Raw genomic sequence first — 19108 nt, 5'->3', positions numbered from 1 at the left:
CCCAATGGACGTAACCCTATCGGCTCCGACTCCGCTATAGAACGCCTATGCGCCGTGACGTGCTCGAACTCCGCGCTTTCTACGGCTCGCCCCTAGGCAAGGCCGCGCGCGAAATGCTGACCCGCAAGGTCAGCGAAGCCTGGGGCGACGCCGCCGGGCTCGACGTGCTGGGCGTCGGCTATCCCACGCCCTTCCTGCAATATCTCGATCATCGCCCCCGCCGGGTGGTGGCCGCCATGCCCGCCGCCCAGGGGGTGGAGGTGTGGCCCCGCCAGGGACGCAACCGCTCGGTGCTGGTGGAGGAGGGGGATCTGCCCTTCCGCAACGCCATGTTCGACAGGGTGCTGGCCGTCCACGCCCTGGAGGAAAGCGCCGATCCGCTGGCCCTGCTGTGTGAGATCGGGCGCATCACCGCCCCGACCGGCCGGGTGATCGTCGCCGTCGCCGCGCGCAACGGCGCCTGGGCCAATGCGGAGAAGACGCCCTTCGGCCATGGCCTGCCGTTCACCCGCCTGCAGTTGGAAAGCCTGCTGCGCGAGGCGGAGCTGGAGCCGACCGGCTATACCCGCGCCCTCTATGTGCCGCCGATGACCAGCTGCGCCCGTTGGGCCGAGGGTTTCGAGCAGGCCGGCGCGCGGCTGTGGCCGGGATTCGCCGGCATCATCCTGATGGAAGCCGTGAAGCAGACCTTCGCCGTGAAGCCGCGCGGCGTGCGCGCCAGGGCGCATGTGCTGGTTCCCGGCGCCCTGCAACCGGCGCCGGCGGGACTTCCGCCGGTCAGGGCGTCGGATCGCTTGGAAACGCCAGGGGTTTAGGCCTAGCTTAGGCTGCTCGTTTTGCTCGGAGACACCGCATGAAAATGATCGTCGCGATCATCAAACCCAGCCGGCTCGATGCGGTGCTGGACGCCGTGACCGAGGCCGGGGCGTCGGGCCTGACCGTCACCGAGGTGCGGGGCTATGGCCGGCAAAAGGGCAAGACCGAGATCTATCGCGGCGCCGAGTACGAAGTGAAGCTGCTGCCCAAGGTGAAGCTGGAGATCGCCGTTTCCGACGACCTGGTGGCCGGCGTCAGCGACGCCATCGTCAGCGCCTCCAACAGCGGCAAGATCGGCGACGGCAAGATCTTCGTCCTGGACCTGGAACAGGCCATGCGCATCCGCACCGGCGAGCGTGACGCTTCCGCCATATCGGGCTGATAACAAGCTTGGCGGAGCCGCGGGGCGGTTTCGCGCGTTCCCGCCGCATGTGGGATGTCGGGACACTGGATGAGGGGCGCATGACCGAGGCGACGGAAGTCATCCGTCCCGGCGTGAATTGCTGGCGCGAGGAGCGGGCCGACCGCATCGCGCTGCTCATCGACAGCGCCGACTATTTCGCCGCGCTTAAGGCGTCGCTGCTCAAGGCCAAGTCCTCGATCTGGATTCTGGCCTGGACGTTCGATCCGCTCACCCGCCTGACGCCCGACCGTTCGCCGGTCAGCAAGAATCCCGAACACGCCGACCGCCTCGGTCTGCTGCTGCGGCGCATGGCCGCCCTGAATCCGGCGTTGGACGTGCGCATCCTGGCCTGGGACATGCCGCCGCCGATCGCCGCGTCCCAATGGTTCGCGCCGCAACGGGCGCAGGCCTATTTCGCCGACTCGCGGGTGAAGTTCCGCCTCGACCACAGCCTGCCGATGAGCGCCTGCCATCACCAGAAGGCGGTGATCATCGACGGGCGCCTGACCTTCATCAGCGGCGGCGACATGGGGCCGGACCGCTGGGACACCTGCCACCACGACGACCACGATCCGCGCCGCCGGCTGCCGAACGGCCGCCGCTATCCGGCCCGGCACGAGGTGTCGATGATGATGGAGGGCCAGGTCGGCCAGGCCCTGAGCGAGCTGTTCGTGCAGCGCTGGCGCACCGCCACCGGCGAGCCGCTGACGCCCCTGCCGCCGGAGCGGGAGATGATCTGGCCCGAGAGCGTGGCGATACACATGCGCCGCCAGTCGGTGGCCCTGGCGCGCACCGCCTCGGACTGGAAGGGCCAGAAGGGGCACGGCGAATGCCTGCGCCTGCACTTGGACGCCATCGCGGCGGCCAAGCGGCTGATCGTTCTGGAAAACCAGTACCTGACCTCGCCCCTGATCGTGGAGGCGCTGGTCGAGCGGCTGCTGGAAGCCGACGGACCGGAGATCGTCGCCATCGGCCCGGCGCACAGCCCCAGCTATTTCGACCAGATCACCATGGACAGCGCCCGTTCGGCGGCGATCCACCGCCTGCGGTCGGCGGACGTGCAGGGGCGTTTTTCCGCCTACACGCCCCTGACGCCGGGCGGGAACGCGGTGATCGTCCATTCCAAGGTGGCGATCATCGACGACACCTTCCTGCGCATCGGTTCGGCCAACCTGAACAACCGCTCCACCGGTCTGGACAGCGAACTGGACGTGGCGCTGGAGGCCGAGCATGGGCCGGACGGCGAGGCGACCCGCATGGCTATCCGCGCCTTCCGCTCCCGACTGGTCGGCCACTATATGGAGCGGCATAGCGATGAGGTCGGCGCGGCCATGGCGGCCCACGGCGGTCTGGCGGCGGCCATCGAGGCGCTGGACCACGAACCTCGTCGGCTGCCCCACGCCCAGAACCGCAAGCCAGGACCCTTCGCCCGCTTCGTCGCCAAGTGGCACCTGGGCGATCCGACCACGACCAAGGACGCCTGGAACCCCTGGAACCGCCGCAAGCGGCTGAAGCGCGACCTGGCTGAACTGCTGCCTTGCGTCATGGACGGCCGCGACGACTGCTGAGGTTGTTCTCCCCCACCGCTGGCGGAGCGGCATACTAGATCCAGCCTTTCAACCGCTCACCCCGGCGAAGGCCGGGGCCCAGGTGAAGCCCTGCTGAGGCTCTGGATGAATCTGGTTCCCGGCCTTCGCCGGGATGAGCGGAGTTTTATGGACTGGCTGCTCCGTAGGCTTCGCTACGGGGAAGAGAGCGGTTCTTCATCCAGCAACGGGGCGTCGATCGTGCAGACCACCCCGGCGGCGTCGAAGCTCAAGGTCACCTGGCCGCCCAGTTCCGCCGCCAGGCCCTTTTCCATCAGGCGCGAGCCGAAGCCGCGACGCCGGGGCGGACTGACGGGCGGGCCGCCGGATTCCGTCCAGACCAGTTGCAGCCGGCGTCCGGCCTCGCGGCCCTCGACGCTCCAGCGCACCGACACCTTGCCGCTCGGCGTCGACAGCGCGCCGTACTTCACCGCGTTGGTGCCCAGCTCGTGCAGGGCCATGGCCAGGGACAGGGCGGTCTTGGGCGACAGGCGGGCCTGGGGGCCGTCGGCGATGAACCGGCGGGGGTCTTCACCCGCGTGCAGGCGGGCGGCGGCGGCGACCACATCCTTGAGATCGGCGCCCTCCCAGTTCTCGTCAGTCAGGATGTCGTGCGCCTCGGACATGGCGATCAGGCGGGCGGTGAACGCCTCCTTGGCTTGGCTCAGCGAGGCGGCGCCGCGGAAGGTCTGGGCGGCCACGGCCTGAACGCTGGCCAGGCTGTTCTTCACCCGGTGGTTCAGCTCGTTGACCATCAGGCGCAGGTGCTCGTCGGCCTTCTTGCGCTCGGTGATGTCGCGGGTGGAGCCGATGGCGCGAAGGGGCGTGCCGTCGGGGGCGAAGATGGCGCGGCCCTTGGCCGCCACCCAGCGCTCGATCCCGTCGTCCAGGCCGACGGTGCGATACTCGATGTCGTAGTCGTCGCGGATGTCGGGGTTGATCGCCCGGCCGAACGCCTCGGCCACCCGCACCAGGTCGGCGGGGTGCAGGCCGGCGTAGAAGTCGCTGAGGGTGATGGGCACGTCCAGGCGCAGGCCGAACATCTGGCGCGTGCGATCCGACCACTCCACGCTGTCGGTCCGCAGATCCACGTCCCAGAAGCCCACGTCGCCGGCCTCGGTCGCCAGGCGCAGCTGCTCCTCGCGCATGACCAGACGCTCCTCGGCGTCGCGGCGGTCGGTCAGGTCGACGACCACGCCGGGAAAGCGCAGCGGCCGCCCCTGGCCGTCGAGGTAACAGCGGCCGCGGGCGAATATCCAGTGAACCTGCCCGTCGGCGGCGGTGACGCGGTACTCCTCGGCGAAGTCGCCGCCCTTTTCCAGCAGGCCCAGAATGGCCGCTTCCACGCGCGGACGATCGTCGGGATAGATGGCGCCGAAGAAGGCCGAGATCGCTTCGCCGCGCGCGGCGGCCACGGGCTCGACGTTGTAGAGGCGGGCGAACCGCTCGTCGGCATAGACCTTGTCGGCCGGGATATCCCAGGTCCAGGTGCCCACGGCGCCGGCGGCGTCGAGAGCGAATTCGTACCGTTCCTCGCTCGCCCGCAGCGCCCGTTCCGTCAGCACGCGATTGGTGGTCTCCACCGCCGTGGCCATGATGCCGCCGACCCCGGTGGGGGACTCGCTGTCGGGCACCGGGCTGTAGCTGACCGTGAACCAGGCCGCCTCCAGTTCGGAGCCGTGGCGCTGGATGCTGACTGGCATGTCCTCGGTGAAGATCGCGCCGCGCAGGCCGGCGATCTGCTCTTCCTGCACCGGCATGAGCTGTTGCGACACCTCCGGCCAGACATCGGCGAATCGCCGGCCCAGCGCCCAGGGGTGCTTGTCGCCGAGGATCGGCGCGTAGGCGTCATTGTAGAGGATGACCAGCTCGGGTCCCCAGCGCAGGGCCATGGGAAATCCGGAAGCCAGAATCAGGCCCAGCGTCAGACGCAGGGCTTGGGACCACGCTTCGGGCGGACCCAGGGGCGTGGCGGCCCAGTCCAGGTCGCGCATGCGCTCGCCCATGTCGCCGCCCAACGGGGCCGGCGGCAGGAAATCGGCGGCGGACACGGCCTTGGCCTTCAAGACGAACAGCTCCCCACGCCCTTGCGGGCATGGGTTCAACCTTGCGGTTTAGCTGTCGAAGTCAAGCGGGCGAAACGCCTTAGTCGATCGGACTCCAGCGCTTTTCCGGCGCGGCGGCCGTCTGGCGCTTGGGACCCTTGAAGCCTTCGCCGCCTGCGCGGTTCTGGGCCGGCTTGCCGCCGTTGCGCTGCTCGCCGTGGCGGCCTTGGCCGCCCTGGCCCTGACCGCCGCCCTGGCCTTGCGGGCGCTTCGGGCGGCGCTGCTTGCGCAGGGCGCTCGGCACGTCGTCACGGGGATCGACGGGGCGGGCGTTGTTGTTGCGGCCACGGCCGTTGCGGCCGCCATTGCCGCCGCGCTCGCCGCGTTCCGGCTTCTCGCCGGTCAGCTCGGCTTCCACCGCCTGGGCGGCGGCGAGAGACTTATCGTTGCGGCGGTCGAAGGACGGGATCGTCTGGCGCGTGGTGCGCTGGACGTCCTTCAGCAGGCTGCGCTCGTCGTCGCTGCACAGCGTGAAGGCCACGCCCGAGGCGCCGGCGCGCGCGGTGCGGCCGATGCGGTGGACGTAAGCTTCCGGCACGTTCGGCAGCTCGAAATTCACCACGTGGGTGACGCCGTCGATGTCGATGCCGCGGGCGGCGATGTCGGTGGCCACCAGGGCGCGGCTGTGGCCGGCGCGGAAGGCCGCCAGGGCGCGCTCGCGCTGGCCCTGCGTCTTGTCGCCGTGGATCGAGGCGGACTCGACGCCGCAGGCGACCAGATACTTGGCCACGCGGTCGGCGCCGCGCTTGGTGCGGGTGAAGACGATGACGCGCTTCAGGGCGCTGTCGGCGAACAGCTCGGCCAGCAGGGCGCGCTTGCGCTGCTGCTCGACGAACAGGACCTGCTGATTGATGCGCTCGACCGTGGTGGCCTGGGGCGTCACCGAGACCTGCTCGGGGTTCTTCAGCAGCTCGCTCGCCAGCTTGCCGATCTCGCTCGGCATGGTGGCCGAGAAGAACAGGTTCTGACGTTCCTTGGGCAGGTGCTGCACGATGCGGCGGATCGGGACGATGAAGCCCATGTCGAGCATCTGGTCGGCCTCGTCGAGGACGAAGATCTCGGTCCCCGACAGGTTGGCGCTCTTCTCGCCCAGGTGGTCGATCAGGCGGCCCGGGGTGGCGACCAGCACGTCGATGCCGGCGGCCAGGGCGCGCATCTGCGGGCCGTACTTCACGCCGCCGAAGATCACGGCGACGGTCAAGCCCAGGTGGCTGCCATAGGCCTTGAAGCTGTCGGCGATCTGGGTGGCCAGTTCGCGGGTCGGCGACAGGACCAGCACGCGGCAGCCGCGGCGCGGGGCCGGCTTACGGTCTTCGGCCAGGCGATGCAGGATCGGCAGGGCGAAGGCGGCGGTCTTGCCGGTGCCGGTCTGGGCGATGCCCAGCAGGTCGCGGCCGGTCATGACCGTGGGGATGGCTTTCGCCTGGATGGGGGTGGGCTGGGTGTAGCCCTTGTCGGCCAGCGCTTTCAGAAGCGGTTTGGCGAGGCCGAAATCGGTGAACTGAGTCACGTAGTCTCTTTTCATAACAGACAGCGCGCAGCCGAGCGCAAGGCTCGGCCGCTGGGCGGTCGGGTCTTTGGGGAGCGCCCCGCGTGGCCCGGGCGGTCTATGTCGGAAATCTTTCAGGGCGCTCGACAGGCTGGTCCCGAAGGACCCTCACGCGGCTGGAGCACCGGATAGCGTCGACTGAGACGCGAGGCCGATATCGTATGCTGCGGTGCAAAAGTCAAGATTCGACAGGGGTTGGCGCCATTCTGACGCGGCCTGTTGCATTCTCGCCGCCACCCGGCGACACCTCGGCCATGGAAAAGAAGATCGTTCTCGTGGCCGCCGCCGCCCTGGTCGATGTCGATGGGCGGGTGCTGTTGTGCCAACGGCCCGAGGGCAAGCAACTGGCCGGGCTGTGGGAGTTTCCGGGCGGCAAGGTCGAGCCGGGCGAGACGCCCGAGGCCTGCCTGATCCGCGAACTGGACGAGGAGCTTGGCATCCAGGTCGCCAAGGCCTGCCTGGCGCCCTTCGTCTTCGCCAGCCACGAGTACGAGAGCTTCCACCTGCTGATGCCGCTGTTCCTCTGCCGCCGGTGGGAGGGCTTCGTGCAGCAGAAGGAGCACGCGGGCCTCGCCTGGGTGAAGCCCGCCGACATGGACAAGTACCCCATGCCCCCGGCGGATCTGCCCCTGGTGGCGTGGCTGCGGGATCTGCTGTGAGGTGAGTGCGCCCTGAAACCTTTCCCGCGAAATGGGGAGAGGGGAATCTAGGCGTCGCCGCGGTTCTTCCGCACCACCGACAGCGCTTCTTCCAGCCCCACCTGGGCCGAGCCTCTCGCCAGGGGCTTCTGCTGGCTTTCGTGCGGGACCCAGCCGGTGATGGTCAGGATCTCGAAGGTGGCGGGCACGCGGCCGTCGGGTTCGGCGAAGCGCTCCACATAGATCTGCAGCGCCCGGCCCAGCAGGGCGCGGGTCATCGGCTTGCGCGGGCGGTCGGAAAGCACGCTGGTCTCTCCCATGCGGCGCAGGTCGCGCAGCAGTTCGATGGGGTGGGCGTAGCGCACGGTCACCCGGTCCACATCCGCCACCGGCAGGGCGAACCCGGCCCGGGACAGCAGGCCGGCCGCGTCCGAATGGTCGGCGAAGGGGGAGACGCGCATGGCCGCGCCGCCGCTCAGCTCGGACTCCGCCTCCAGCAGCGCCTGACGAAGCTCGGTCAGGGTGGCGCCGCCCAGGAACGAGCCGATGAACAGGCCGTCCGGCTTCAGCGCCCGCCGCGCCTGGATCAGCGACCCGACCAGGTCATTGGTCCAGTGCAGGGCCAGGGTCGAGACGATCAGGTCCAGGCTGGAGTCGGCGAAGGGCAGGCGCTCCTCGTCCGCCACCAGCCGCGCGCCGACCGGGCCCAGCATCGAAGCCGTGATCTCGGTTTCGATCAGCAGGTCGATCTTGTCGGCCGCGTCGCTCTGGGCCACGGCGCGCCGGAACGCGCCGCCCCGGGCGCCCAGATCGACGGCGAGCGGAAAGCGTCGCATGATCGGCTCCAGGCGCCAGGCGGCGTCCTGGGCGGCGCGAGCCTTCAGGAAGTCAGCCTGGGCGTAGCCGGCGGCGGCGCGGTCGAGGCGTCGACGCAGGAGATCACGGTCGAACAATTTCGGCGGGGTGCTCATGGGCGCGCAACATGGCGACTTGCAAGGCGGCTGGAAACCAGGGCCGTCGCTGATTTCCGTCGGACGTGGCTTTCTCGACCTGCTTTTGCCGCCGCAGGCCCTGGATGGCGGGGCGGTCGGCAGTCCTGGCCTGGGCGCGGAGGCCGGGGGCCGGATCACCTTCATCGCCGATCCGGTCTGCGACGGCTGCGGCGCGCCGTTCGACTTCGATCCGGGGCCGGGCGTGGCCTGTCCCGCCTGCTCCACCAAGCCCAGGGCCTTCGCCCGGGCGCGGGCCGCCTGTCTCTATGACGAGCATTCCCGCAACCTGATCCTGCAATTGAAGCACGCCGACCGCACTGACCTGGCGCCCCTGATGGCCCGATGGTTGAGCCGGGCCGCCGCCGACCTGCTGGTCGAGGCCGACGCCATCGCCCCCGTCCCGTTGCACCCCGCCCGCCTGTTCGCCCGCCGCTACAACCAGGCCGCCGAGGTGGCGCGGCCCCTGGCCCGTCTGGCGGATCGCCCCCATCTGCCCGACGCCCTGGTCCGCCGCCGGGCCACCGCGACGCAAGGCGGCAAGTCCGGCTCCGGCCGCCGCCGCAATGTCGCCGGGGCCTTCGCGGTCCCGTCAGGACGGTGTCGCCAGGTGGAGGGCAGGCGTATCCTGCTGGTGGATGACGTGATGACCACGGGCGCGACGCTGGAGGCCTGCGCCAAGGCGTTGCTCGCCGCCGGTGCGGTTGGCGTGACCGCCGCCGTCATCGCGAGGGTGAAAGAAGCGCCCGACGTGTCTATGTAGAGCTTGGACACCAATCTTGCGGACAAGCGTTCGGCCCACATGGCACACGTCACCATCTACACCCGCCCGTTCTGCGGCTACTGCGCCCGCGCCCTGAAACTCCTGAACGACAAGGGGGCCGACTTCACCGAGATCGAAGCCGGCATGGACCCCAAGCTGCGTCAGGAAATGATCGACAAGTCCGGCCGCACCACGTTCCCGCAGATATTCGTCGGCGAGCAGCACATCGGCGGCTGCGACGACATGATGGCCCTTGATCGTTCGGGCAAGCTGGACCCGATGCTGGCGGGCTGATGAAGAGCGGGGGGCTTCCGTTCTTCTCCTCCCCTGCGAAGCGGGGGAGGGGGACCGCCCGAAGGGTGGTGGTGGGGGCGACCCCATCCACTGAGTCTGGTCACGCCCCCTCCGCCGCTATCGCGGTCCCCCTCCCCCGTTGCACAGGGGAGGAGTTGTTCCGATGACCCTCCGCGCCGGCCTGATCCAGACCCGCACCCCCGCCAACCATGCCGCCAGCCTGGCGCAGCTGGAGCCCCTGATCCGCGACGCGGCGGGGCAGGGGGCGCAACTGATCCTGACGCCCGAGGGCTGCAACATCCTGCAGAAGGATCGGGCCAGGCTGCTGCCGCAGCTGACCGCGCTGGAGGATGACCCGGTGGTGCTGGGGCTTCAGGCGCTGGCCCGCGAGCTGGGCGTCTGGATCGACGTCGGCTCGGCCCTGGTGAAGCGCGCGGACGGCAAGGCGGCCAATCGCCAGGCCGTGATCGACCCGTCGGGCGCCATCGTCGCCACCTACGACAAGCTGCACATGTTCGATGTCGACCTGCCCACCGGCGAGACGGCGCGAGAGTCGGCTGTCTATGAGCCCGGCGAGCGGGCGGTGACGGTGGAGACGCCATCCGCAAAGCTGGGCCTGTCGATCTGTTACGACATGCGCTTCCCGGCGCTGTATCGGGCGCTAGCGCTGGACGGCGCCAAGGTCATTTTGGTCCCCGCCGCCTTCACCCGCCCCACGGGCGAGGCGCATTGGGAGATCCTGCTGCGGGCCAGGGCCATCGAGACGGGCAGCTTCGTCCTGGCCGCCGCCCAGGGCGGTTTCCACGAGGACGGACGCGGCACCTGGGGCCGTTCCATCGCCATCGGCCCCTGGGGCGAGGTGATCGGAAAACTTGACCACGACGAGCCGGCGGTGTTGATCGCCGACCTCGATCTGGCGGCGGCCGACAAGGCCCGCGCCGCCATTCCCGCCCTCAAGAATGCGCGCGCCTTCGTCGGGCCTTAAATACAGATCATGATCAAGTACGCGCTCACCTGCGAGCACGACCACGGCTTCGAAGGCTGGTTCGGATCGTCAGCCGACTATGACGACCAGTCGGCGCGCGGCCTGCTGGAATGCCCGGTCTGCGGCAGCGGCTCGGTGCGCAAGCAGATCATGGCTCCCGCCGTGGCGGGGACCAAGGCGCAGAAGACCGTTCCCGCAGACGGCGATCCCAAGATGCACGAGATGATGATGGAGGCCATGGGCCGCGTCCGCGCCCATGTGGAAGAGAACTTCGACGACATGGGCGACCGCTTCGCCAAGGAAGCGCGCGATATCCACGACGGCAAGTCGGAAGAGCGCGGCATCTATGGCTCGGCCACGCCGCAAGAGGTCAAGGACCTCGTCGCCGACGGCATCCAGGTCGCGCCCCTGCCGCCGGCCCCGCCCAAGAAGACGGACGTCAACTAGCCTAGCGGTAGGTGTAGTAGCAGCGCTTGGCGTTCTTCTTGGCGATCTGGTGGCCCGCCACGGCGCCGACCACGCCGCCCAGGACAGCGCCTTCGGTCTTGGCGCCGTTGCCGGCCACCGCGCTGCCCAGCAGGGCGCCGCTGGCGCCGCCGATCAGGGTGCCGTTGTTGGCCTTGGACTTCTTGTAGTCGCAGACATAGACGCGCTTCTTCGGCGCGGCCTCGGCCTGGGCGAGGGGAGCGGCCGCGACGCCGATGGCGGCGAAGGCGGCGAGGGTGATCATCGAAAGGCGCATCGTTGCGTCTCCGCTGCTGAAAGGTCAGCCAGCGAAACGCGCGCCCATGCTCACGGTTGCCGTCAGGCGGGCCGTTTGACCGTCATCATGTAGTTGATGTCGGTGTCGTTCGACTGGCTCCAGCGCCCGGTGAGCGGGCTGTAGGAGACGCCGAAGGGCCCCGCGATCTCCACCGGCTCGCCAGCCAGAAAGCCGCGGACTTCCTCGGGCTTGAGGAACTTGCGCCAGTCGTGCGTGCCCGCCGGCACCCAGCGCAGGACGTATTCCGCCCCGACCTTGGCCAGGGCCAGGGCCTTCAGCGTGCGGTTCAGGGTGGCGACGATCATAAGCCCGCCGGGCTTGAGCAGGCGCGAGCAGGTGCGGGCGAACTCGCCCGGATCGGCCACGTGCTCGATCACCTCCATGTTCAGGACGATGTCGAACGGACCCACGCCCTCGGCCAGCAGGGCCTCGGCGGTGCTGGCGCGAAACTCGATCTCCAGCCCCTGCTCGGCGGCGTGGGTGGAGGCGGTCTTGATGTTGCGCTCGGACGCGTCGACGGCCGTCACCTCGAAGCCCAGCCGGGCCATCGGTTCGGACAGCAGCCCGCCGCCGCAGCCGATGTCCAGCAGCTTCAGCCCCTCGAACGGCCGCCGCGCCTTCGGATCACGGCCGAAATGGGCGCAGGCCTGATCGCGGATGAAGTTCAGGCGCACGGGATTGAACACGTGCAGCGGCGCGAACTTGCCGTGCGGATCCCACCACTCGGCGGCGATGCGGGAAAAGCGCTCGACCTCGTCCGGGTCGATGGAGGTGTAGGGCTGACTCATCCCCGTCATTCTAGCGGGGCCGGCGGCAAGTGACGAAGGTTTAATGCCGGATACGCGTCAGCTCGAGGCTCGCCTCCCGATGATCGACGAGCCTGACCGCTTCACGCCACGCCTTGCTCGACAAGGTGCGGCTGATCGCCGAGCGAGCGGAGCGGAGCGCGCCGAAACGAAACTGAGCGATTTTTACGACTTCGCGCATTGCGGCGCCGCATTTTGGCGTCTAGAAGGCGGCGGCTTGCGTCGGGAATGGGCCCTTGGCGCTGAGCGCGCAATAAATAACCGCATCAAGGAACGACCGGACCCATGTCCCGGCTGGTGATGAAATTCGGCGGCACCTCGGTGGCCGACCTCGAACGCATCCGGCGCGTCGCGCGCCTCGTGGCGGCCGAGGTGGCGACCGGAAAACAGGTGGCTGTCGTGGTCTCGGCCATGTCAGGCAAGACCAATGAGCTGGTCGCCTGGACCGACGGCGCCGGCGCGGCCGCCCAGGGCATCGATGCCTCGGACGACGAATACGACACGATCGTCGCCAGCGGCGAACAGGTCACCGCCGGCCTGCTGGCCATGACCCTGCGCAACATGGGCCACCGCGCGCGCTCGTGGATGGGTTGGCAGGTGCCGATCATCACCGACGACGCCCACGGCAAGGCCCGCATCGACGACATTCCGTCCGAGAACCTGCTGGCCGCCTTCGAGGCGGGCGAGATCGCCGTCATCGCCGGCTTCCAGGGCGTCACCCGCAAGGGCCGCATCGCCACGCTCGGCCGCGGCGGCTCGGACACCAGCGCCGTGGCCATCGCCGCGGCCGTGGGCGGGGCCTGCGACATCTACACGGACGTCGACGGCGTCTACACCACCGACCCGCGCATCGAGAGCAAGGCCAGGAAGCTCGCCAAGATCTCCTATGAGGAGATGCTGGAGATGGCCTCGCTCGGGGCGAAGGTTCTGCAGACGCGTTCGGTCGAACTGGCCATGGCCCAGCGCGTGCCCGTCCGCGTCCTTTCAAGCTTTGTCGAGCCGGGCGAAGCCCCCGGCCAGGGCACCATCGTGTGCGACGAGGAAGAGATCATGGAAAAGCGCATCGTTTCCGGCGTCGCCTACAGCCGCGACGAAGCCAAGATCACCCTGCTGGGCCTGCCCGATCATCCGGGCGTGTCGTCGAAGATCTTCGGCGCCCTGGCGGACGCCAACGTCAACGTGGACATGATCGTCCAGTCGCGCGCCCGCACGGCCGAGACGGCGAACATGGAGTTCACCGTCGGCAAACGTGACGCCCAGCGCGCGGTCGAAATCGTCCGCAGCCACCAGCCGGAGATCGGCTTCGAGGACGTGGCTGTCGACGAGGACGTGTCCAAGGTCTCGGTCATCGGCGTGGGCATGCGCTCGCACACCGGCGTCGCCAAGAGCATGTTCGAGGCGCTGGCCGCCAAGGGCGTGAACATCCAGGTGATCTCCACCTCGGAGATCAAGATCAGCGTGCTGATCGACGCCGCCTACACCGAACTGGCGGTGCGCGCCCTGCACGCCGCCTACGGCCTCGACCAGCTCTAGGCTTCCGGCGCGATCACCCTTCGAAGATGAACCACACCTGAACTTGCGGGTTCAGATCGGGTTCAGGCCGGCTTTTCTAGGCTGGGGCCATATTGAAGGAGGACCGCTATGAAGCCGACCAAGTTCACCAAGATCGCTCTCGCCGCCACGCTCGCCGGTGCGGTGGCCCTGCCCGCCTCGGGCGCCCTCGCGGCCAGCCGCAAGACCGAGAACGCCCTGCTGGGCGCCGTGATCGGCGGCGTGGCCGGCGGCGTCATCGGTGACGGCAAGGGCTCGTCGGTCGCCCTCGGCGCCGTCGCCGGCGCCGCCATCGGCGCGGCGACCACCAAGGACAAGCGTCGCTACAGCAACCGTAGCTACAACCGCAGCTATCAGGCGCGCCCGGCCTATAACGGCTACGCCTATCGCAACAGCGATCGTCGCGACCGTGGCTACTACAACGCCGGCTACCGCCAGGCCCAACGCGACTACGACCGTTACGGCTACTATCGCTAAGCCGGCAGCATGGTTTGAATGACAAGGCCCCGTTCGCCTCGCGCGAACGGGGTTTTTCTTTGCCTGGGTCCGACTCCGCCCATAGGCTCCCGCTTCCATTTCGGGGGAAGCGTATGAACAAGATCGCAGTCGCGGCCATCGCCGCCGCAGCTCTGTCCACGGCCGGTGCGGCCATGGCCCAGGAACGTCCGGACCAGACCGCCTTCAAGGCGCTCTACAAGCAGCTGGTGGAGACCAACACCACCCTGTCCTCGGGCAGCTGCACCCTGGCGTCGCAGCGCATGGCGACCCGCCTGAAGGCGGCCGGCTACACCGACGCCGACATCCAGATCCTGCACCCGGCCGACCGTCCCAAGGACGGCAACCTGATCGTCACCCTGGCGGGCAAGAACCCCAAGCTGAAGCCGATCCTGCTGCTGGCTCACATCGACGTGGTCGAGGCCAACCGCGCCGACTGGGAACGCGACCCTTTCACCCTGGTGGAGGAGAACGGCTACTTCTACGCGCGCGGTTCGTCCGACGACAAAGCCATGGCGGCGGCCTTCACCGACAACATGATCCGCTACAAGCAGGAGGGCTTCAAACCCGCCCGAGGCCTGAAACTGGCCCTGACCTGCGGTGAAGAGACCCCCGACACCTTCAACGGCGTCGAGTGGCTGCTGAAGACCCATCCGGCCGCGCTCGATTCCGAGTTCGCCTTGAACGAGGGGGCCGGCGGCCTACTCGACGCCAATGGTAAGCCGGTCTTCCTGGGCATCCAGGCGGGCGAGAAGGTCTATCAGGACTACACGCTGGAGACGACGAACCCCGGCGGTCACTCTTCGACCCCTATCAAGGACAACGCCATCTACAACCTGTCGGCGGCGATCTCGAAGATCGGCGCCTACGACTTCCCCGTCGCCCTGAACGAGGCGGTGCGGATGAACTTCACCGAGCTGGCCAAGATCGAGCCGGGCGAAAGCGGCGCGGCCCTGGCCGCCGTGGTCGCCGATCCGAACGATCCGGCCAAGGTCGCGGCGGTCGCCAAGAACCGCGCCCGCAACAGCATGATGCGCACTACCTGCGTGGCCACCACGCTCAACGCCGGCCACGCGCCGAACGCCCTGCCGCAGCGCGCCCGAGCCAACGTGAACTGCCGCATCCTGCCGGGCGTGAACCCCAACGACGTGCTCAAGACCCTGCAGGACGTGGTCGGTGATCCGCGCATCAACATCACCCTGGCCGCCAAGCCGAGCCCGGTGAACGTGCCGCCGCCGCTGGACGCCCGTATCACCGCCCCGGCCAAGACGGTCGCCGCCAAGCTGTGGCCGGGCGCGCCGCTGGTGCCGTCCATGTCGACGGGCGCTACCGACGGCCGCTTCACCAACGCCGCCGGCATCAAGACCTACGGCCTGTCGGGCATGTTCAGCGACGCCGCCGGCTCCAACGCCCACGGCCTCAATGAGCGCATCCGCGTGAAGTCGCTCTACGAAGGCCGGGACTTCCTCTATGAGGTGACGAAGCTGTACGCGGCGAAGTGAGCGGGTTCAGGATTGAACCCGCTCGACCCCGCGAAGGCGGGGATCCAAGCTGAGCGTCCGTATGGGTCCCCGCCTTCGCGGGGATGAGCGGAACGAAGTTCTAGGCCGCCACGGCTCCGCCGTTGGCGGCCTTTGCTTTTGCGGGCCAGAGCATCGGCCAGGCCAGCTTGGGCATCTTGAACAGGAACAGCGGGCGCTCCACCGGCAGGCAGTCCTCCACCAGGGCCAGCAGTTGCGCCGGCGGCCCGTCGTTCAGGAAATGGTCGGCGCCGGGCACGGATACGAACCGGGCTGGGGTGCGGGTTCTGGCGTTGGCCGCCAGCCGCTGCGCCGTCTCCAGCGGGGCGAAGTCGTCGGCGTCGCCGTGGATCACGTGGACCGGCGCGCGCAGGCGGGCGAGGGCGATGCGCATCCGCTCCAGCTGGCCGGCCTGACCCATCACCTCCAACACCGCGTTGCGCAGGTCGCGGGGGATCAGTTTCAGCACCTTGGAGCCCAGCTTGACCAGCATGCGCGCGGTCGGCCCCGGCTCGCCGAAGAAGCCGGACAGCAGGACCAGCCCGGCCAGCCGGTTCTGGTCGGCCGCTTCGGCCATCAGGGTGGCGATAGCAGCGCCATAGGACTGGCCGATGACCACGACCTTCTGTCCGCGCTGCGACGCCAGCAGGGGCGACAGCGCCTCGGCCTGAGTGCGGATGTCGCCCACATACTCAACGGGCTCGCTGCCGGCGAAGCCAGGGCGGTCGACGACCACCATCTCGCGGTTCTGGGGCATGGCGGCCAGGACCGGCGCCCAATACTCGGCCCAGGACGGCGCCCCGGTGACGACCACGTACTTGATCGGCGCCGGTCGGTCGCGCGGGGTGGTCAGGGCGCTGATGCGCCAGCCATGTCCGCCGCCGGCCTCGAAGGTGGTGCGACGCACCAGGGTATCGGGATAGCAAAGCGCCGTCGGCACATGCTCGGTGCGCCCGGACGCAGCGCTTTCAAAACAGGCCCAGCCCAGTTCCAGCACCCCCTTGGGACGCCGCTTCAAGCCCAGCCCGCCAGTCTTCCTCGGTTCCATATTCGTCGAACGCACGATCTTCTGCGAAGGTTCGCCGGGCCCGGTTCGAGGGACCTTGTGTGGCCGCCTCGCCACACCCATCTTGCCCTTTGTACCGGTCGTGCTTCCTGCAAGGCGGCCGGTCGCAGTCCGCCTATTTTGGGGAACCCGTAAGTGAACATCGACCTCTATTCCGACCGCGCCAAGCAGGCGATCCAGTCCGCCCAGAGCCTGGCCCTGTCGCGCCGACACCAGCAGCTGGCGCCCGAGCATTTGCTGAAGGTGCTGCTTGAAGAAAAGGACGGCCTGTCGCGCGCGCTGATCGAAAGCGCCGGGGGCAAGCCCGCCGTCGTGGACGCCGCCGCCGACGCCCTGATCGGAAAGATCGCCCGTGTCGAGGGCGGCTCCGGCCAGCTCTACATGAAGCCCGACACCGCCCGCGTCTTCGCGACCGCCGAGGCGGACGCCAAGAAGGCCGGCGACGCCTTCGTCACCACCGAGCGCCTGCTGATCGCCATCGCCAAGGACGGCGCCGACGCCGCCAAGGCGTTGAAGGAGGCCGGGGCCGCGCCCAAGGCGCTGGAAGACGCCGCCGCCTCGCTGCGCAAGGGCCGCACCGCCGACAGCTCCAACGCCGAAGAGGGCTATGACGCCCTGAAGCGCTACGCCCGCGACCTGACCCAGGCCGCCCGAGACGGCAAGATCGACCCGGTCATCGGCCGCGACGAGGAAATCCGCCGCACGATCCAGGTCCTGTCGCGCCGCACCAAGAACAATCCCGTCCTTATCGGCGAGCCCGGCGTCGGCAAGACCGCCATCGTCGAGGGCCTGGCCCAGCGCATCATCAATGGCGACGTGCCCGAAAGCCTGAAGGACAAGAAGCTCCTGTCGCTCGACATGGGCGCCCTGATCGCCGGCGCGAAGTATCGCGGCGAGTTCGAGGAGCGTCTGAAGTCGGTGCTGAACGAGGTGACCGCCGCCGAGGGCAGCATCATCCTGTTCATCGACGAGATGCACACCCTGGTCGGGGCCGGCAAGACCGACGGCGCCATGGACGCGTCTAACCTGCTGAAGCCCGCCCTGGCGCGTGGCGAGCTGCACTGCGTCGGCGCGACCACGCTGGATGAGTACCGCAAGCACGTGGAGAAGGACGCGGCCCTGGCCCGTCGCTTCCAGCCCGTCTTCGTCTCCGAGCCGACGGTGGAGGACACTGTCTCCATCCTGCGCGGCCTGAAGGAGAAGTACGAGGTTCACCACGGGGTGCGGATCAGCGACAGCGCCATCGTCGCCGCCGCCACCCTGTCCAACCGCTACATCACCGACCGCTTCCTGCCCGACAAGGCCATCGACCTGGTGGACGAGGCGTCCAGCCGCGTGCGCATGGCCGTGGATTCCAAGCCGGAAGAACTGGACGAGATCGACCGCCGCCTGGTGCAGCTGAAGATCGAGCGCGAGGCCCTCTCGCGCGAGACCGACAGCGCGTCTCAGCAGCGCCTTGAGAAGCTGGAAGACGAGATCGACGACCTGCAGGGCAAGTCGGACGAGATGACCGCTCGCTGGAAGGCCGAGAAGGAAAAGGTCGGCAGCGCCGCCCAGACCCGCGAGGCCCTGGACCGTCTGCGCGCCGAACTGGCCAACGCCCAGCGCGCCGGCGACTTCGCTCGCGCCGGTCAGCTGCAGTACGGCGAGATCCCGGCGCTGGAGAAGCGCCTGGCCGATGCCGAGACCGAAGGCGAGCAGCAGGCCATGACGCCGGAAGTCGTCGACGCCCAGCAGATCGCGGCCATCGTCTCCCGCTGGACCGGCGTGCCGGTCGACAAGATGCTGGAAGGTGAGCGCGAGAAGCTGCTGGCCATGGAGGACGCTCTGCGCGGCCGCGTGGTCGGACAGGACGAGGCGCTGTCGGCCGTTGCCGACGCCGTGCGCCGCGCCCGCGCCGGCCTGCAGGACCCCAACCGCCCCATCGGCTCGTTCCTGTTCCTTGGCCCAACGGGCGTGGGCAAGACCGAGCTGACTAAGGCCCTGGCCGAGTTCCTGTTCGACGACGAGCACGCCATCACCCGCATGGACATGTCCGAGTACATGGAGAAGCACTCGGTCAGCCGTCTGATCGGGGCTCCTCCCGGCTATGTCGGCTATGACGAGGGCGGCGCCCTGACGGAAGCGGTCCGTCGCCGCCCGTACCAGGTGGTGCTGTTCGACGAGGTCGAGAAGGCCCACCCGGACGTGTTCAACGTCCTGCTGCAGGTGCTGGACGACGGTCGCCTGACCGATGGTCAGGGCCGCACGGTCGACTTCCGCAACACCCTGATCATCATGACCTCCAACCTCGGGTCGGAGTTCCTGGCGAACCAGGCGGAAAGCGAGGATGTTGAGGCCGCGCGACCGCTGGTCATGGACGTGGTGCGCAGCCACTTCCGTCCCGAGTTCCTGAACCGGATCGACGAGATCATCCTGTTCAAGCGTCTCGGCCGGGCGGAGATGGACAACATCGTCCGCATCCAGCTGTCGCGGGTGGAGAAGCTGCTGGCCGACCGCCAGATGGCCATCGCCCTGGACCCGGCCGCCCTGCACTGGCTGGGCGACAAGGGGTACGACCCGGTCTATGGCGCGCGCCCGCTGAAGCGCGTGATCCAGAAGGAGCTGGTCGATCCCATCGCCCGCAAGCTGCTGGGCGGGGATCTGGCCGACGGTTCGGTGATCGAGGTCCACGCCGGGCAGGACGGCCTGGAGATCGGCAAGGCCGCGGTCCACTAAGCCGGGCCCGCAACAACAAGAAGGCCGGCGGGGTCGCCCCCGCCGGCCTTTTCGCTTCCTG

19 protein-coding genes are annotated in these 19108 nt (G+C 68.8%); 12 read left to right on the top strand and 7 right to left on the bottom strand.

Annotation, left to right across the window (positions count from 1 at the left end; all coding sequences use genetic code 11):
• Window positions 1-47 precede the first annotated feature (47 nt).
• The 3 genes from ABOZ73_RS04855 (at window position 48) to ABOZ73_RS04845 (ending at window position 2787) form a co-directional block, all read left to right on the top strand.
• Window positions 48-815 carry a methyltransferase domain-containing protein gene (locus ABOZ73_RS04855; RefSeq protein WP_369061171.1) on the top strand — a complete coding sequence of 256 codons (768 nt, stop codon included), beginning with the start codon at window positions 48-50 and terminating at the stop codon, window positions 813-815.
• 38 nt (window positions 816-853) lie between these two features.
• Complete coding sequence (locus ABOZ73_RS04850) at window positions 854-1198, top strand: P-II family nitrogen regulator (RefSeq protein ID WP_369061170.1); 345 nt, start codon at window positions 854-856, stop codon at window positions 1196-1198.
• Window positions 1199-1278: 80 nt separating this feature from the next.
• The gene (locus ABOZ73_RS04845) at window positions 1279-2787 is read left to right on the top strand and encodes a phospholipase D-like domain-containing protein (protein ID WP_369061168.1); all 1509 of its coding nucleotides are present in this window, start codon (window positions 1279-1281) and stop codon (window positions 2785-2787) included.
• Between the two features lie 173 nt (window positions 2788-2960).
• Here the strand turns inward: ABOZ73_RS04845 and ABOZ73_RS04840 are convergent, their stop codons facing one another.
• Together ABOZ73_RS04840 and ABOZ73_RS04835 are read right to left on the bottom strand one after the other, a co-directional pair.
• Window positions 2961-4871: a PAS domain-containing protein gene (locus ABOZ73_RS04840; protein WP_369061167.1), complete on the bottom strand. Its 1911-nt coding sequence runs from the start codon at window positions 4869-4871 to the stop codon at window positions 2961-2963.
• 79 nt (window positions 4872-4950) lie between these two features.
• Window positions 4951-6420, bottom strand: coding sequence for a DEAD/DEAH box helicase (locus ABOZ73_RS04835; RefSeq protein WP_369061165.1), 1470 nt, complete (start codon window positions 6418-6420; stop codon window positions 4951-4953).
• Between the two features lie 293 nt (window positions 6421-6713).
• On the opposite strand from ABOZ73_RS04835, the gene mutT reads away from it, so the two are divergent.
• On the top strand, window positions 6714-7118 hold the full coding sequence (gene mutT, locus ABOZ73_RS04830) for an 8-oxo-dGTP diphosphatase MutT (RefSeq protein WP_369061163.1): 405 nt from the start codon (window positions 6714-6716) through the stop codon (window positions 7116-7118).
• Window positions 7119-7165: 47 nt separating this feature from the next.
• On the opposite strand, the gene ABOZ73_RS04825 is transcribed toward mutT, so the two are convergent.
• Complete coding sequence (locus ABOZ73_RS04825; RefSeq protein ID WP_369061161.1) at window positions 7166-8068, bottom strand: methyltransferase domain-containing protein; 903 nt, start codon at window positions 8066-8068, stop codon at window positions 7166-7168.
• On the opposite strand from ABOZ73_RS04825, the gene ABOZ73_RS04820 reads away from it, so the two are divergent.
• The 4 genes from ABOZ73_RS04820 to ABOZ73_RS04805 all read left to right on the top strand — a co-directional run bounded on the left by ABOZ73_RS04820 (window position 8067) and on the right by ABOZ73_RS04805 (window position 10575).
• Window positions 8067-8849: a ComF family protein gene (locus ABOZ73_RS04820; RefSeq protein WP_369061159.1), complete on the top strand. Its 783-nt coding sequence runs from the start codon at window positions 8067-8069 to the stop codon at window positions 8847-8849. The genes ABOZ73_RS04825 and ABOZ73_RS04820 overlap by 2 nt on opposite strands.
• Window positions 8850-8888: 39 nt before the next feature.
• On the top strand, window positions 8889-9143 hold the full coding sequence (gene grxC / locus ABOZ73_RS04815; RefSeq protein WP_369061157.1) for a glutaredoxin 3: 255 nt from the start codon (window positions 8889-8891) through the stop codon (window positions 9141-9143).
• A 163-nt stretch (window positions 9144-9306) separates the two neighbouring features.
• Entirely contained in the window at window positions 9307-10128 is an 822-nt protein-coding gene (locus tag ABOZ73_RS04810) for a carbon-nitrogen hydrolase family protein (RefSeq protein WP_369061156.1), read from the top strand.
• Window positions 10129-10137: 9 nt separating this feature from the next.
• Window positions 10138-10575: a DUF1178 family protein gene (locus ABOZ73_RS04805; RefSeq protein WP_369061155.1), complete on the top strand. Its 438-nt coding sequence runs from the start codon at window positions 10138-10140 to the stop codon at window positions 10573-10575.
• Between the two features lies 1 nt (window position 10576).
• On the opposite strand, the gene ABOZ73_RS04800 is transcribed toward ABOZ73_RS04805, so the two are convergent.
• The 3 genes from ABOZ73_RS04800 to ABOZ73_RS04790 all read right to left on the bottom strand — a co-directional run bounded on the left by ABOZ73_RS04800 (window position 10577) and on the right by ABOZ73_RS04790 (window position 11878).
• Window positions 10577-10870, bottom strand: coding sequence for a glycine zipper 2TM domain-containing protein (locus tag ABOZ73_RS04800; RefSeq protein ID WP_369061153.1), 294 nt, complete (start codon window positions 10868-10870; stop codon window positions 10577-10579).
• Between the two features lie 62 nt (window positions 10871-10932).
• On the bottom strand, window positions 10933-11679 hold the full coding sequence (gene ubiG, locus ABOZ73_RS04795) for a bifunctional 2-polyprenyl-6-hydroxyphenol methylase/3-demethylubiquinol 3-O-methyltransferase UbiG (RefSeq protein WP_369061151.1): 747 nt from the start codon (window positions 11677-11679) through the stop codon (window positions 10933-10935).
• A 40-nt stretch (window positions 11680-11719) separates the two neighbouring features.
• A complete protein-coding gene (locus tag ABOZ73_RS04790) occupies window positions 11720-11878 on the bottom strand; it encodes a hypothetical protein (RefSeq protein WP_369061149.1) in 159 nt (52 codons plus the stop codon).
• 104 nt (window positions 11879-11982) lie between these two features.
• Between ABOZ73_RS04790 and ABOZ73_RS04785 the strand changes: the two genes are divergently transcribed.
• The 3 genes from ABOZ73_RS04785 (at window position 11983) to ABOZ73_RS04775 (ending at window position 15245) form a co-directional block, all read left to right on the top strand.
• Window positions 11983-13230: an aspartate kinase gene (locus ABOZ73_RS04785; protein ID WP_369061147.1), complete on the top strand. Its 1248-nt coding sequence runs from the start codon at window positions 11983-11985 to the stop codon at window positions 13228-13230.
• Between the two features lie 108 nt (window positions 13231-13338).
• On the top strand, window positions 13339-13725 hold the full coding sequence (locus ABOZ73_RS04780) for a hypothetical protein (protein WP_369061145.1): 387 nt from the start codon (window positions 13339-13341) through the stop codon (window positions 13723-13725).
• 113 nt (window positions 13726-13838) lie between these two features.
• The gene (locus tag ABOZ73_RS04775; RefSeq protein WP_369061144.1) at window positions 13839-15245 is read left to right on the top strand and encodes a M20/M25/M40 family metallo-hydrolase; all 1407 of its coding nucleotides are present in this window, start codon (window positions 13839-13841) and stop codon (window positions 15243-15245) included.
• 100 nt (window positions 15246-15345) lie between these two features.
• Here the strand turns inward: ABOZ73_RS04775 and ABOZ73_RS04770 are convergent, their stop codons facing one another.
• Complete coding sequence (locus tag ABOZ73_RS04770) at window positions 15346-16281, bottom strand: alpha/beta fold hydrolase (protein WP_369061142.1); 936 nt, start codon at window positions 16279-16281, stop codon at window positions 15346-15348.
• A gap of 183 nt (window positions 16282-16464) precedes the next feature.
• On the opposite strand from ABOZ73_RS04770, the gene clpB reads away from it, so the two are divergent.
• The gene (gene clpB, locus ABOZ73_RS04765) at window positions 16465-19047 is read left to right on the top strand and encodes an ATP-dependent chaperone ClpB (RefSeq protein WP_369061140.1); all 2583 of its coding nucleotides are present in this window, start codon (window positions 16465-16467) and stop codon (window positions 19045-19047) included.
• The last annotated feature ends 61 nt before the right edge of the window (window positions 19048-19108 follow it).

The sequence above is a fragment of the Caulobacter sp. 73W genome, assembly GCF_041021955.1.
GTDB lineage: Bacteria > Pseudomonadota > Alphaproteobacteria > Caulobacterales > Caulobacteraceae > Caulobacter.
This window is presented reverse-complemented; position numbering and strand designations above follow the sequence as displayed.

Coding starts and splice junctions, on each gene's coding strand:
- ABOZ73_RS04855 (WP_369061171.1), top strand. CDS start 48: ATGCGCCGTGACGTGCTCGAACTCCGCGCTTTCTACGGCTCGCCCCTA.
- ABOZ73_RS04850 (WP_369061170.1), top strand. CDS start 854: ATGAAAATGATCGTCGCGATCATCAAACCCAGCCGGCTCGATGCGGTG.
- ABOZ73_RS04845 (WP_369061168.1), top strand. CDS start 1,279: ATGACCGAGGCGACGGAAGTCATCCGTCCCGGCGTGAATTGCTGGCGC.
- mutT (WP_369061163.1), top strand. CDS start 6,714: ATGGAAAAGAAGATCGTTCTCGTGGCCGCCGCCGCCCTGGTCGATGTC.
- ABOZ73_RS04820 (WP_369061159.1), top strand. CDS start 8,067: ATGGGCGCGCAACATGGCGACTTGCAAGGCGGCTGGAAACCAGGGCCG.
- ABOZ73_RS04825 (WP_369061161.1), bottom strand. CDS start 8,068: ATGAGCACCCCGCCGAAATTGTTCGACCGTGATCTCCTGCGTCGACGC.
- grxC (WP_369061157.1), top strand. CDS start 8,889: ATGGCACACGTCACCATCTACACCCGCCCGTTCTGCGGCTACTGCGCC.
- ABOZ73_RS04810 (WP_369061156.1), top strand. CDS start 9,307: ATGACCCTCCGCGCCGGCCTGATCCAGACCCGCACCCCCGCCAACCAT.
- ABOZ73_RS04805 (WP_369061155.1), top strand. CDS start 10,138: ATGATCAAGTACGCGCTCACCTGCGAGCACGACCACGGCTTCGAAGGC.
- ABOZ73_RS04800 (WP_369061153.1), bottom strand. CDS start 10,870: ATGCGCCTTTCGATGATCACCCTCGCCGCCTTCGCCGCCATCGGCGTC.
- ubiG (WP_369061151.1), bottom strand. CDS start 11,679: ATGAGTCAGCCCTACACCTCCATCGACCCGGACGAGGTCGAGCGCTTT.
- ABOZ73_RS04790 (WP_369061149.1), bottom strand. CDS start 11,878: ATGCGCGAAGTCGTAAAAATCGCTCAGTTTCGTTTCGGCGCGCTCCGC.
- ABOZ73_RS04785 (WP_369061147.1), top strand. CDS start 11,983: ATGTCCCGGCTGGTGATGAAATTCGGCGGCACCTCGGTGGCCGACCTC.
- ABOZ73_RS04780 (WP_369061145.1), top strand. CDS start 13,339: ATGAAGCCGACCAAGTTCACCAAGATCGCTCTCGCCGCCACGCTCGCC.
- ABOZ73_RS04775 (WP_369061144.1), top strand. CDS start 13,839: ATGAACAAGATCGCAGTCGCGGCCATCGCCGCCGCAGCTCTGTCCACG.